The sequence below is a fragment of the Microbulbifer sp. SE14 genome (assembly GCF_059834885.1).
Genome location: NZ_JCBAJA010000008.1, coordinates 167,294 through 179,617, shown reverse-complemented (window position 1 = coordinate 179,617; position 12,324 = coordinate 167,294). Strand labels below are relative to the sequence as shown.

The 12,324-nt window shown below is 62.6% G+C and carries 11 protein-coding genes and 1 tRNA gene; 8 read left to right on the top strand and 4 right to left on the bottom strand.

All coding sequences use genetic code 11. The features are described from left to right. Nucleotides 1–323: 323 nt before the first annotated feature. The 3 genes from AC6R19_RS08355 to AC6R19_RS08345 all read right to left on the bottom strand — a co-directional run bounded on the left by AC6R19_RS08355 (nucleotide 324) and on the right by AC6R19_RS08345 (nucleotide 5,462). A tRNA-Ser gene (locus AC6R19_RS08355) sits at nucleotides 324–411 on the bottom strand. 118 nt (nucleotides 412–529) lie between these two features. Continuing rightward, entirely contained in the window at nucleotides 530–3,370 is a 2,841-nt protein-coding gene (rne, locus tag AC6R19_RS08350; protein WP_500579335.1) for a ribonuclease E, read from the bottom strand. 904 nt (nucleotides 3,371–4,274) lie between these two features. Continuing rightward, complete coding sequence (locus tag AC6R19_RS08345; RefSeq protein ID WP_500579334.1) at nucleotides 4,275–5,462, bottom strand: exonuclease/endonuclease/phosphatase family protein; 1,188 nt, start codon at nucleotides 5,460–5,462, stop codon at nucleotides 4,275–4,277. 180 nt (nucleotides 5,463–5,642) lie between these two features. Here AC6R19_RS08345 and rluC point away from each other — a divergent pair, with 180 nt between their 5' ends. Next, the gene (gene rluC, locus AC6R19_RS08340) at nucleotides 5,643–6,650 is read left to right on the top strand and encodes a 23S rRNA pseudouridine(955/2504/2580) synthase RluC (RefSeq protein ID WP_500579341.1); all 1,008 of its coding nucleotides are present in this window, start codon (nucleotides 5,643–5,645) and stop codon (nucleotides 6,648–6,650) included. Between the two features lie 16 nt (nucleotides 6,651–6,666). Next, entirely contained in the window at nucleotides 6,667–7,311 is a 645-nt protein-coding gene (locus AC6R19_RS08335; protein WP_500579333.1) for an HAD-IA family hydrolase, read from the top strand. Here AC6R19_RS08335 and AC6R19_RS08330 read toward each other — a convergent pair. Next, the gene (locus tag AC6R19_RS08330; protein ID WP_500579332.1) at nucleotides 7,269–7,913 is read right to left on the bottom strand and encodes a Maf family protein; all 645 of its coding nucleotides are present in this window, start codon (nucleotides 7,911–7,913) and stop codon (nucleotides 7,269–7,271) included. The genes AC6R19_RS08335 and AC6R19_RS08330 overlap by 43 nt on opposite strands. Before the next feature lie 107 nt (nucleotides 7,914–8,020). Here AC6R19_RS08330 and AC6R19_RS08325 point away from each other — a divergent pair, with 107 nt between their 5' ends. From AC6R19_RS08325 to acpP, 6 genes are all read left to right on the top strand, one after another. Beyond that, complete coding sequence (locus AC6R19_RS08325) at nucleotides 8,021–8,563, top strand: YceD family protein (protein WP_500579331.1); 543 nt, start codon at nucleotides 8,021–8,023, stop codon at nucleotides 8,561–8,563. A gap of 92 nt (nucleotides 8,564–8,655) precedes the next feature. After that, nucleotides 8,656–8,847 (top strand): 50S ribosomal protein L32, encoded by a 192-nt coding sequence (gene rpmF, locus AC6R19_RS08320; protein ID WP_237065110.1) that lies wholly within the window; start codon nucleotides 8,656–8,658, stop codon nucleotides 8,845–8,847. Between the two features lie 3 nt (nucleotides 8,848–8,850). Further along, nucleotides 8,851–9,876, top strand: coding sequence for a phosphate acyltransferase PlsX (plsX, locus tag AC6R19_RS08315; protein ID WP_500579330.1), 1,026 nt, complete (start codon nucleotides 8,851–8,853; stop codon nucleotides 9,874–9,876). Between the two features lie 88 nt (nucleotides 9,877–9,964). Then, complete coding sequence (fabD, locus tag AC6R19_RS08310; RefSeq protein WP_500579329.1) at nucleotides 9,965–10,909, top strand: ACP S-malonyltransferase; 945 nt, start codon at nucleotides 9,965–9,967, stop codon at nucleotides 10,907–10,909. Between the two features lie 35 nt (nucleotides 10,910–10,944). Continuing rightward, nucleotides 10,945–11,700 carry a 3-oxoacyl-ACP reductase FabG gene (fabG, locus tag AC6R19_RS08305; protein ID WP_500579328.1) on the top strand — a complete coding sequence of 252 codons (756 nt, stop codon included), beginning with the start codon at nucleotides 10,945–10,947 and terminating at the stop codon, nucleotides 11,698–11,700. Between the two features lie 238 nt (nucleotides 11,701–11,938). Further along, nucleotides 11,939–12,175 (top strand): acyl carrier protein, encoded by a 237-nt coding sequence (gene acpP, locus AC6R19_RS08300; RefSeq protein ID WP_067080870.1) that lies wholly within the window; start codon nucleotides 11,939–11,941, stop codon nucleotides 12,173–12,175. Nucleotides 12,176–12,324 lie beyond the last annotated feature (149 nt).

The following is a 12,324-nucleotide window of genomic DNA, read 5'->3' as shown; positions in this document are numbered from 1 at the left end:
ATCCAAATCTACCCCTCGCCATACGAAAAAACCGGCAAGAAGCCGGGTTGTGTTTGGCGGAGGGGCAGGGATTAGCTCGCTGCGCTCGCTGGTCTCCGGCGCTGCGCGCCTGCGGCTCGAACGGGGGTTCTCATCCAAATCTACCCCTCGCCATACGAAAAAACCGGCAAGAAGCCGGGTTGTGTTTGGCGGAGGGGCAGGGATTAGCTCGCTGCGCTCGCTGGTCTCCGGCGCTGCGCGCCTACGGCTCGAACGGGGGTTCTCATCCAAATCTACCCCTCCGCCATACAAAAAAACCCGGCAAGAAGCCGGGTTTTTCTGTATGGCGGAGGGGCAGGGATTCGAACCCTGGGACCTGTTACAGTCAACGGTTTTCAAGACCGCCGCTTTCGACCACTCAGCCACCCCTCCAAATTGTCCGGCGCATTATACCGGGCGTTTTTTCCGGTACAAGGGCGCGGACGATTTTTTTAGGCAGTTCAATGGGTTAGCTGATTTATTGACCAGCTAACCCATCGAAATGGCTGCGTCAGCTGGCCGCTGCGGAGTCGTCGCCAAGACTGTCGTTGGCCTGTACCGCCTGGCGGGCGACGCGGGGGTCGTTGGTCGGGCGGGGCAGGGGGCGCGGCTTGTGCTCGATGGCTGCCGGCTGCGCCGTGTCCAGCGGCTGCAGGAGGCCGAGATCGCGGTGCTCGGTTACTATGGATAGCTCCTGCAGCGGCTGCGGGTTTACCCGCGGGTCGTTGCTGGCGCGGCCGTGGGGGCCTTCCACCGCTGCTTCCGCGGCCACTGCCTCCTCTGCCTCGGCCAACTCAGCGGCCGGTTCTTCCTTCACCACGGCTTCGGCGATGGCGCTCGCCTCCGCCATTGCCACTTCCGCGACCGGCGGTTCGGCAACCTCAGTGGCCGGGGCCTCCTCGACAGTGGCGGCCTGCTCGGGTTCGGCCTGCTCGGCAACCGCCGGGGCTTCCTCTTTCACCACCTCGGCTGCGGTCGGCAGTTCTTCGGCGACGGTTTCGGCGCGGACCGGTTCCGCAGGAACTTCTTCTTTCTTCACGGCTTCCGCTGCTTCGGCAACAACTTCTACCGGCGCCGCGGCTTTTGCTTCAGCCTCGCGGGCTTCGGCTGCCTTGCGCTCGGACTTCTTGGCTTCGCCCTCGGCCTCGTCGATGGCCTCGTTGACTTCGCGCTCCAGCTCCTCCTGGCTTTGGGCTACCGCTGCCGCAGCGACATTCTCCTCGCGGCGACCGCGGCGGCGGGGCTGCGGGCGGCCGCGCACATTGCTCGGGCGGCGTGCCGGGCGCTGCTCGGACTCCTCCACAGCCTGCTCGGTGCTTTCCGCGCTCACCTCGCTGACCGCGGTTTCCGTAACCTGGGGCTGGCCCTCCTCGCGGCGGCGCCTGCCCTCACCGCCGCGGCGGCGGCGCCGGCGGCGCTGGCCCTCGGGGCGCTCGGCTGCGGCTTCGCGGGCTTCGTCGCGCTTGGCTGGGCGCTTCTCTTCCCGCTGCTCCTCGCGGCGCTCTTCGCGCTTGGCCTCCTGTTTGCCTTCTTCACGGCGCTCGTCCCTGCGGCGCGCGGGACGGCCGCCGCGATCACCGCGACCACCACGGCCGCGCTGGCTGCGGCTGCGCTGCTTCTGGTAATCCTTGCCGCGGCCCTTGGCCTTCTTGTGCTTCTTGGTCTTTTCCTCGCCAGAGAAGAGGGCGGCGATGGCGCTGATCAGGCGGCTGAACAGGCCTGGTTCGGGTTTCTTCTCGGGGGTCGGGGCAGGGGCCGTATGGGCTATCTGCTGTACCGCGGGCTGGGCCGGCGGACGCACCGGCTCCTCTTCCAGCTTGGCGCTGGTGTCCTCGACGGTGCCGGAAATCTTGTAGGAGGTTTCCACCGTGCCGGTTTCGTCGTCGCGCAGGCGCTGCACCTCGAAGTGGGGCGTCTCCATATCGGCGTTGGGCACCACCACCACGCGGGTGCCGTTGCGGGCCTCGATCTGGGAAATGGTCTTGCGCTTCTCGTTCAGCAGGTAGGTGGCCACGTTCACCGGGCAGATGGCGCGGATCTCGGCACTGCGCTCCTTCTTAGCCTCCTCTTCCACCAGGCGCAGGATGGACAGCGCCAGGGACTTGGTGCCGCGGATGGTGCCCTGGCCGCTGCAGCGGGGGCAGACGCGGAAGGTGGTTTCACCCAGGGACGGGCGCAGGCGCTGGCGGGACATCTCCAGCAGGCCGAAGCGGGAGATGCGGCCAATCTGCACGCGCGCGCGGTCCATACTGAGGGCCTTCTCCATGCGCTTTTCCACTTCGCGCTGGTTGCCCTTGTTCTGCATGTCGATAAAGTCGATGACCACCAGGCCGCCCATGTCGCGCAGGCGCAGCTGGCGGGCGATCTCGTCCGCGGCTTCCAGGTTGATGTTGCGCGCCGTCTCCTCGATGTCGCCGCCCTTGGTGGCGCGGGAGGAGTTGATGTCGATGGATACCAGGGCCTCGGTCACGTCGATCACGATGGAGCCGCCGGAGGGCAGTTTCACTTCGCGCTCGAAGGCGGTCTCTATCTGGCTCTCGATCTGGTAGCGGTTGAAGAGCGGGATGGCGTCTTCGTAGTATTTCACCTTGTTGGCGTAGTGGGGCATCACCTGGCGCGCAAACTCGGCGGCCAACTGGTAGGCGCCCTTGTCGTCGACGATGACTTCGCCGATATCGTCGCGCATATAGTCGCGGATGGCGCGGATGATGACGTTGCTCTCCTGGAACAGGAAGTGGGGTGCCTTGGAGCTGTCGGCTTCCGTCTTGATGGCGTCCCACAGCTGCAGCAGGTAGTTCAGGTCCCACTGCAGTTCCTCGCCGCTGCGGCCGACACCGGCGGTGCGCACGATGATGCCCATGCCGGAGGGCACTTCCACGGCGGACAGGGCGTCGCGCAGGTCGGAGCGCTCGTCGCCCTCGATGCGGCGGGAAATACCGCCGGCGCGGGGGTTGTTCGGCATCAGCACCAGGTAACGGCCGGCGAGGCTGATAAAGGTGGTCAGGGCCGCGCCCTTGTTGCCGCGCTCTTCCTTGTCCACCTGTACGATGACTTCCATACCCTCTTTGATCACGTCCTTGATCTTCATGCGACCCTCGATGTCCTTGGGCTGCTTCATGAAGTACTCGCGGGAGATTTCCTTCAGCGGCAGGAAGCCGTGGCGCTCTTCACCATAGTCGACAAAGGCTGCTTCCAGGGAGGGTTCTACGCGGGTGATCTTGCCCTTGTAGATGTTGGCTTTTTTCTGTTGGCGGGTGCGGTTTTCGATATCCAAATCGTAGAGCCACTGGCCGTCGACCAGGGCTACGCGCAACTCCTCAGGCTGAGTTGCGTTGATTAGCATTCTCTTCATGCGTGTCTCATATTCCTTGCGTTGCGCGAAGGCGGGACACCGAAGATCGCAGGCTTGTTGTGCGGCTGCCGCGCGGCCGGAACCGCGGGGCGGGCAGGGGGACTTTGGGAGGGCGCTGCCGACCGCCTCTACGGGCGGGGCAAAACGGGTTTCTACCCAGTTGTCACACTGCTGTAACTCCGAATGCGCGCAAATGGCGCGGCATCCGTTGGTACCTTCTAGTTGAGTACCAGTACCTTTAGCACCTTTGTATCCAGTACTACCCAGTTCCGGTTGCGCACCTTTAGCATTGGCATTCGGGCGCATTCAGGCTGGGCGCCGCCCTCCGGTTACGGTCGTTGCGGGCGGCGAGGTTTGCGTCTCGTTCGGCTCTGTCCGGTCGGCTTGTGGCCGATTCCCCTCAAGTTCTGTGTGTTGTGTCGCCGGGTCTAGCACCCGGGATGCCAGTGCGGTCGCTGGCGGCTTCTACAGAGCGGGACGCAAGTGTTTGAGTCGTCCTTTCAAGCGCTGCGGGCTTCGGCCCGTCTTACCTTCGCGATAGTTACCCGCATATTTGCGGGAGTTGTAGCCGGCGAGGCGCCCCGGGAATCTTTGGGATGGGCTCACCTTGCCGGCGAAGTTTTGTCAATGACGCGGCCATCTGATGAAAAGAGGCGCGCACCGGCCGATTGGCGGTATTTTCTCTGGAACGATGCCTGTGGCTTCTAATGTGTTAGCCGCGCACCGCCGAAAACCAGCCCAATTCAGGCCGGCCGAATATAGCACGGCCGGCGGATCGCTTCAATTGTGCTCCGGGAGGGGGCAGTATCTGGGGCTTGTCGGGGCTGCTGTAGGCATTTCTTCGCGGGCGGGGGTATGGGGTAAGAGGGGCGCCAGGCCCCCCGGGGGGGCCGGCGCGGCAGGGTTACTTCTGGATCACGATATAGGGGGGATTGTGGTCCGGCTCTCCCCAGGGGGAGAAGTACATATTGGCTTGTACCGCGTTGGCCCGGTTGCCGTAGGTGTCCACTGTGGTTTCCAGAATGTTGAGCAGGTGGTTGGTGACCCACATGTGGTCGATGGTGTTCTGGAAGCTCTTGGTGTCGTAGGTCACCAGGCCATTGCCCATCATATGGGGATAGGTGTAATCGGGCTGGGCAGTGGCGAAAGTGAAACCGGAGTGGGCTTCCATGGAAGCCAGGGTGTCGATGGAGTCACAGTTGCCGTTGCCGGGAATCTGGTCGTTGAAGTCGCCCGGGGCGACAAAGTTCTGCTCGTCCATGCCGGCCCAGTTCACCCAGTCCACAAAGGTGTCAACCTGGTCCCTGCGAAGCTGGCACTCGGAAGGGGTGGTCTTGGCCTTGAAGTGGATGCTGGCGGTGGTGAAGGTGGTAGAGGAGTTGTTGATGGAAAAGTTCGCGATATAGGGGCGGCGGCCACTGCAGTCGTCCCAGATGTCGTCATTTTCGTCGATAATGCCGCCGCTGGTTTCGCTGTTCAGGTCGTAGCCGGACTCGAAAGTCACGGAACTCTTCCTCCACATGGTCACCTGCTTTAGTGAGCAGCCGGCCTGGGAGATGCGATAGTCCCAATTGCTGGCATTGCCCAGGTGGTTGTTGATGAAGTCATCCCAGGATGCCGCATCCAGGACCTCGTTGGCCACTAGGACGTCGAAGTTGTAGTGGTTGATCAGGTCGGCGATGGCTTGCTTTTTCTCTGCATCGTCCTCGCTGTCGTACCATTCCAGGTTCCAGGAGGCGACTCGAACGCCGTCGGAAATGGAAGAGCCGCAGTACACATGGGTATCGGTGGTGGCCGCGGAGTTGATGTACTTGTCCACCTGCTTGCCCTTGCAGGCCCAGCCGCTCGGTGCGGACTTTCCATAGACGCGATACTTGGTGTTGTTGCGGAGGCTTACTCCGAAGGAATAGGCGCCGTCGTCGGTGACATCGATTTCTTTGGCGTTTTCGAAGTTGGAGCCCCACTCCAGGCGCAGGGTGATGGTGCCAGGATTGGAGTGAACATTGCCACCCACGTCTCCGGCAAAGGCAGTGCCCGTCAGGACCGCCATTCCCAGAAGAGAGCTCAGTAAAGTGCGCAAGCTGTGTTTCATGGTTCCGATTCTCCTTTTTTTACTGGGCTCGGCGTAAGGCCGGCCCCGAAAAAGCTCCGGGGCGGGGAGAGAGTGGCAGGTGGGTATGTCATCAGTGCGCTACTTTTATGACTTTTAAAGTAGTGTGGCCGGTGTGGCGGAGGAGCGTTTCATCGATGGCCCTGCCTCGGCTGTGGCGCTATCATGCGCCCCATGCGAAGTAGACCCCCCTCTAAATTGGCCCCGGCGGCCACCCCAACCGATACCTGGAACCCCTCCGGTGGCGTGCAGTTGCTGACCGTGCCCGACGAGCTGGCCGGGCAGCGCATCGACAACTTCCTGCAGGCGCGCCTCAAAGGGGTGCCGCGCTCGCGCATCTATCGCATCCTGCGCAAGGGTGAGGTGAGGGTTAATAAAGGAAGGGTGAAGGCCGAATACAAGCTGGGCGCTGGCGATGTGGTGCGGGTGCCGCCGATCCGCGCCGCCGAGCAGGTCCCGGCGCCGGTGGCCGGTGACCAGCTGCGCCAGTTGGTGGAGGCATCCATACTCTATGATGCGAAAGGCCTGCTGGTGATCAACAAGCCGGCGGGGCTGGCAGTGCACGGCGGCAGCGGCGTGCGCCTGGGGTTGATCGAGGTGCTGCGGCAGATGTACCCGCAGAGCCCGTTCATCGAGCTGGTGCACCGCCTCGATCGGGATACCAGTGGCGCCATCATGGTCGCGCGCAAGCGCTCGGTGCTGCAGCATGTGCAGGCGGAGCTGCGTGCGGGCCGGGTGGGCAAGTCCTACCTGGCGCTGGCTGCCGGCAAGTGGCCGCGCGGGCGGCGCGTCGTGGAGGCGCCGCTGCGCAAGAATACCCTGAAGAGTGGCGAGCGCATGGTTTCCGTGGATCCCGAGGGCAAGTCGTCGGAGACCCGTTTCCAGGTGCTGGAGCGCTTCAAGGGCGCCACGCTGGTTTCCGCGGAGCCGGTGACCGGTCGCACCCACCAGATCCGGGTGCACGCCCAGTTTGTCGGCTGCCCGCTGGCGGGGGACACCAAGTACACGGCGGACGAGGTCAACCGCGGGTTCCGCGAGCTGGGGCTGAAGCGGCTGTTCCTGCATTCGGCGCTGGTGCGCTGTACATTGCCGGGTGGCGAGAAGGTAGAAGTGAAGGCGCCCATCTCCGCAGAGCTGGAGTCAGTGCTGGCGGCGTTGCGCGGGCAGTAGGGTTGGAGGAGCAGTTATGTTGGTAATCCTCGATTGGGACGGCACCGTGTGCAATTCCGAAGCGCGTATCGTGTCCTGCATGCAGCGCGCGGCCGAAAGGGTGGGGCTGCCGGTGCTGGCGCCGGAGGCCATCGGCAATATCATCGGCCTGGGGCTGCCGGAGGCGATTTCGTCCCTGTTTCCGGAGGCGACCAGCGAGCAGCGCCAGCAGCTGCGCGACTGCTATTCCGAGGAGTGGATGGTCGCGCGCAGGGAGCCGTTGCCGCTGTTCGATGGCGTGCTGGAGACGCTGGACCAGTTGCTCGGCACCGGTCACCAGTTGGCGGTGGCCACCGGCAAGAGCCGCCGCGGGCTGAACCGGGAGTTCGAGGAGCACGGCATCGGCGGGTTGTTTATCGCCAGCCGCTGCGCTGATGAGACGGCCTCCAAGCCGAACCCGTTGATGCTGCGCGAATTGCTGGATGAAACCGGCTCGGCGGTGGCGGATGCGGTGATGGTGGGCGATACCGTTTACGACCTGGAGATGGCGGCTTCGGCGGGTATGGCCTCTGTCGGTGTCAGTTACGGTGTGCACAAGCCGGAGCGGCTGCAGGTCTTCAGGCCGCGGGCGATCATCGATCACTTCTCCGAGTTACTGCAGTGGCCGCCCCTCATACCTTGATGGCTGCCTTGATCCGGGGGTGCCAGCGGGCTGATTCCGAATTCCCCCAGCAAATCAACCAGTCGAATTAATGGAAGACCGATCAGTGAATTAAAGTCTGACCCTTCCATTTTTTCGAAGAGTGCAATCCCCAGGCTCTCTACTTTAAACGAACCCGCGCAATCGTAGGGCTCTTCCAGCTCCACGTAGCGTTGGATCTGCTCATCGCTCAGTCGCCGGAAGTGGACACTGAATGTCTCCACCTCGGTGCGCTGCTTTCCGCTGCTTGTGTCCAGCAGGCTGATGCCGGTGTAGAAGTGCACTACCTGGCCGCTGCAGGATCGCTGCTGTGCTATGGCTCTTTCGCGATCACCGGGCTTGCCCAGTGCGCGCCTGTTGCATTCCGCCACCTGGTCCGAGCCGATGATCAGTGCATACGGGTGTCTGTCCGCCAGCGCGCGGGCCTTCTCCTGTGCCAGTCGCCGGGCCAGCTCGGGGGCCAGCTCACCGGGCATTGCTTCTTCATCTATATGGGGGGATGCACATTCGAAGGGCAGTCGCAGCTGCTCGAGCAGGGCTCTTCGGTAGGGGGAGCTGGAGGCTAGAATCAAGGTGCGGGCCATGGATAAGGGTGTCCACTCGAGTTGTCTGGAAGGGCTGTCGGGGCCCGATACTGCGGCGGTTGATTTGTTTTGACAAGGGTAGGGCTTGTCCATAGAATTGCGCGCTTATGTCGATACCCCCCTCTAAAGCCGCGCTTCCGAAGAGCGTCGATGCACGCAAATTGGCGCAGCGCGAGCAGCAGTTGGCCGGCATACTGCCGCACGCAGGGCTCGAGCGCCTGAGTGCTGCGGTGGAGTCGGTCGACGGGGATGTCCGCGTCGAACTTGCATTCGGGCGAGACCTGCAGCGCCACCTAATGGTGAGCGGAAAACTGAATTGCAGGGTACAGCTGCAGTGCCAGCGCTGCCTGCAGCCGATGCCCGAGCAGGTCGAGGCGGAGTTCCACTGGGGGATAGTGTGGTCCGAAGAGCAAGGCAAAGCGCTGCCCAGGGATTTGGACCCGGTGGTGCAGGAGGGCGATGAGCTGAACCTGCACCAGGTGCTGGAAGATGAGATTTTGCTCAACCTGCCCATGGTGGCATACCACGAAGAGGAGTGTGTCGCCCGCGACCGCTTCCACTACGGGGAGGATACCGATGAGGCGGGTGAGCAACGGGAAAACCCCTTTAAAGTGCTGGAACAGTTGAAGGGTTCATCGAAGAAGTCCTGAGCTTGGCATTAAGCAGGGGGTTCTTGGATGAGTTTGGGCTCGCCGGTAGGCGCCCCGGTTCCAGTGTAATTTGTTGATTTTAGGAGCAAGCCATGGCTGTTCAGCAAAACAAAAAGACCCGTTCCCGTCGCGGTATGCGTCGCTCTCACGACGCCCTGGGCGCCGGTGCGGCACTGTCCGTCGATCCGACTACCGGTGAGAAGCACCGTCGTCACCATGTGACCAAAGACGGTTTCTACCGCGGTCGCAAGGTGATCGAAGTCGGCGGCTCTGAAGAAGAGTAAGCTTTGTCCAGCCAATTGCGATTGGCCGTGGATGCGATGGGCGGGGACTTAGGTCCCCGCTCTGTCGTTCCGGCCTGTGCCAGATTCCTCAAAAGATTCCCCGAAGCGGAGCTGAAGCTGTTCGGCCCCCGCACCCAGCTCCAGGCCCTGATCGACGAAGAGCACCAGCCGCAGCTCGCCTCCCGGCTGGAAATAGTGCCCTGCGAGCAGGTCATCACCCAGAGCTGCAACCCCCTCCAGGCAGTCCGCCACAAGCGCGAATCCTCCATGGCGCTGGCCCTGCAGGCCGTGGCCCGCGGTGAGGTCCAGGCGATGGTCACCTCCGGCAATACCGGCGCCCTGCTGGCGCTGTCCCGCAGTATCCTCGGCAACATCGAGGGCGTGCGCAAGCCGGCACTGGGTAAGTCCCTGCCGACGGAGAGGGGCTCCTGCTTCCTGCTGGACCTGGGCGCCAATATCGACTGCAGCGCCGAGGACCTACTGCAGTTTGCCCGTATGGGCATCGAGGCCCAGCGGGTGCACACCGGCAGGCGGGATCTCCAGGTGGCACTGCTCAACATAGGTGCTGAGGCGCACAAGGGCACCGAGGAGATACGCCGCGCGGCCGAGCTGTTTGAGGCAGACTCGAAGATCCACTACGCCGGATTTGTCGAGGGGCACGACATCTTTACCGGGGTGGTGGATGTCGTGGTCTGCGACGGCCTGATGGGCAATGTGGCAATGAAATCCGCCGAGGGCGTCATCAGACTGATGGGTCAAAAGGCGTTCACTATCGAGAAAAAGGGTGCTTTTAAGCGCTTTTTTGGCCAGTTAGCCATAAAGCTGTTGCGAAAATGGCGTACACAGGTGGAACCCGCCCGCTATAATGGCGCCAGCTTTTTAGGGGTGAAAGGCAACGTGATCAAGAGTCACGGCGGTGCCAGCAGCGAGGCATTCTACCGGGCGATGATCACCGCCAAGGAGTGCGCCGAGGCCGATCTGGCCGCGAGAGTCGGCCGCGCCATGGTGCAGACTGCCGCCGAGGCCTGAAGGTCCATCGGTGGCGGGGCCGCCCCGGTGCCTAAATCGGACCCGGAATCACCCTCCGAATACTGCCAACCAGGTTTAAGGATGTTCCATGACCAATGCAAGGCTCGCATTCGTCTTCCCCGGCCAGGGTTCCCAGCAGATAGGTATGCTGGCGGACACCGCGGCTGAATTTCCCGAGATACGCTCCACCTTCGCCGAGGCGTCCGACGTGCTCGGCTACGACCTCTGGGACCTGTGCCAGACCGGTGAACAGGCCGACATCAACCTGACCGAACGCACCCAGCCGCTGCTGCTGACCGCCAGCGTCGCCCTCTATCGCACCTGGTGCGCCAAGGGTGGCGCACACCCCGCGCGCATGGCCGGCCACAGCCTGGGCGAGTGGTCGGCGCTGGTGTGCGCCGGGGTCCTGGCCTTTACTGACGCGGTGCGCCTGGTGCGCGAGCGCGGCCGCCTGATGCAGGAGGCGGTGCCGGCGGGCGAGGGCGCCATGGCCGCGGTGATCGGCCTGGATGACTCCGCGGTGGAGAAGGCCTGCGCCGAATCCGCCCGGGGCGAGGTGGTCGCCACGGTAAATTACAACTCCCCCGGCCAGGTTGTCATCGCCGGCGGCAGTGCTGCGGTGGATCGCGCCATCGAGGCCTGCAAGGCTGCCGGCGCCAAGCGCGCCATGCAATTGCCGGTCAGCGCGCCCTTCCACACCGAGCTGATGCGCCCGGCGGCGGAAAAGCTCGCGCCGCAGATAGAAGCCACTGTTTTTCACGCCCCGGAAATCCCGGTCATCCACAATGTGCACGCCAGGCCGGAGGCGAATCCGGAGGCAATCAAGGCGCTGATGGTGGAGCAGATCTACAGCCCGGTGCGCTGGACCGCCTGTGTGCAGGCCATGGCGGCCTCCGGCACCGGTCAGTTGGTGGAGTGCGGCCCCGGCAAGGTGCTGGCCGGCCTGGCCAAACGCATCGATCGCGGCCTCGGCAGTCTCAATATCGACACGCCAGCACAGTTTCACGAGGCGCTGATCGCCACCGCCGGATAGGTGGGGGCCCTGCGCCGAAATACCCTGGAGAAACAATGACACTAACAATTTCACTGAATGACAAGGTGGCGCTGGTAACCGGCGCCAGCCGCGGCATTGGTGCCGCCATCGCCGACACCCTCGGCGGCCTGGGTGCCACTGTGATCGGCACCGCCACCAGCGAAACCGGTGCGGAAAAGATCAGCGCGCGCTTTGCAGAAAAGGGCATCAAGGGTGCGGGCAAGGTGCTGGACGTGACCAGCGCCGAGAGCCTGGCCGGGCTGCTGGAGTCCGCCAAGGGTGAGTTCGGTGCGCCGACCATCCTGGTCAACAACGCCGGCATCACCAAAGACAACCTGCTGATGCGCATGAAGGACGAGGAGTGGGATGCGGTCATCGACACCAACCTCTCCGCTGTCTACCGCGTTACCAAGGCCTGCCTGCGGGATATGACCAAGGCGCGCTGGGGTCGCATCATCAATATCAGTTCGGTGGTGGGCAGTATGGGCAACGCCGGCCAGAGCAACTACGCGGCCACTAAGGCCGGGGTCGCCGGCTTTGCCCGCTCCCTGGCGGCGGAAGTGGGCTCGCGCGGCATCACCGTCAATACTGTTGCCCCCGGCTTTATCGACACCGACATGACCAAGGTACTGCCGGAAGCGCAGCGCGAGGCACTGCTGGGCAAGATCCCGCTGGGGCGCCTGGGTGCGCCGGAAGAGATCGCCTCGGTCGTTGCATTTTTGGCCAGTGATGCCGGCGGTTATGTCACCGGTGAGACGATTCACGTCAACGGCGGCATGTATATGGCGTGAGATTTTTTTTCGAAAAATCGCCATAACTGATTGATTATTAAGAGTTTTTTATTCAAGCTAACGGCGGTGAAAGGCGGCGCATTACATCCCGAAAAAGTTGGGGTACAATGCCGCCTCGCATTAACCAGAAGCTGTGTGAGCCGGTCGTTATCTCCGCAACTCAATGCGGCCCAATCCCAAAATCAGGGAACAATAACGACTACAACAGATTTTTATCCACTAGGAGTTAAATTGAATCATGAGCAGCATTGAAGAGCGCGTTAAAAAGATCGTTGCTGAACAACTGGGCGTGAAGGAAGAAGACGTTAAGCCTGAAGCCTCTTTTGTTGAAGATCTGGGCGCTGACTCCCTCGACACAGTTGAGTTGGTAATGGCTCTGGAAGAGGAATTCGAGACCGAAATTCCCGACGAGGAAGCCGAGAAAATTACTACTGTTCAGTTGGCCATTGATTACATCAAGGAAAACCTTGGTTAATTCCCGCTGGGTAGTTTAGGGCTCGAATAGCCGTCTGCTGTTCGGGTCCGTAAATCGTGAGAGCCGTTCTATGTTGCATAGTACGGCTCTCCTTTTATCAGCGCTAAAAAAATGTGACTGCTGTATCGGACTCCGTCCGACTGTTCCGG

What these genes read in the sequence shown, in the direction of transcription:
- acpP (WP_067080870.1), top strand. Translation starts at nt 11,939, where the DNA reads ATGAGCAGCATTGAAGAGCGCGTTAAAAAGATCGTTGCTGAACAACTG.
- AC6R19_RS08330 (WP_500579332.1), bottom strand. Translation starts at nt 7,913, where the DNA reads ATGGCCCGCACCTTGATTCTAGCCTCCAGCTCCCCCTACCGAAGAGCC.
- fabG (WP_500579328.1), top strand. Translation starts at nt 10,945, where the DNA reads ATGACACTAACAATTTCACTGAATGACAAGGTGGCGCTGGTAACCGGC.
- AC6R19_RS08325 (WP_500579331.1), top strand. Translation starts at nt 8,021, where the DNA reads ATGTCGATACCCCCCTCTAAAGCCGCGCTTCCGAAGAGCGTCGATGCA.
- rpmF (WP_237065110.1), top strand. Translation starts at nt 8,656, where the DNA reads ATGGCTGTTCAGCAAAACAAAAAGACCCGTTCCCGTCGCGGTATGCGT.
- fabD (WP_500579329.1), top strand. Translation starts at nt 9,965, where the DNA reads ATGACCAATGCAAGGCTCGCATTCGTCTTCCCCGGCCAGGGTTCCCAG.
- rne (WP_500579335.1), bottom strand. Translation starts at nt 3,370, where the DNA reads ATGAAGAGAATGCTAATCAACGCAACTCAGCCTGAGGAGTTGCGCGTA.
- AC6R19_RS08345 (WP_500579334.1), bottom strand. Translation starts at nt 5,462, where the DNA reads ATGAAACACAGCTTGCGCACTTTACTGAGCTCTCTTCTGGGAATGGCG.
- AC6R19_RS08335 (WP_500579333.1), top strand. Translation starts at nt 6,667, where the DNA reads ATGTTGGTAATCCTCGATTGGGACGGCACCGTGTGCAATTCCGAAGCG.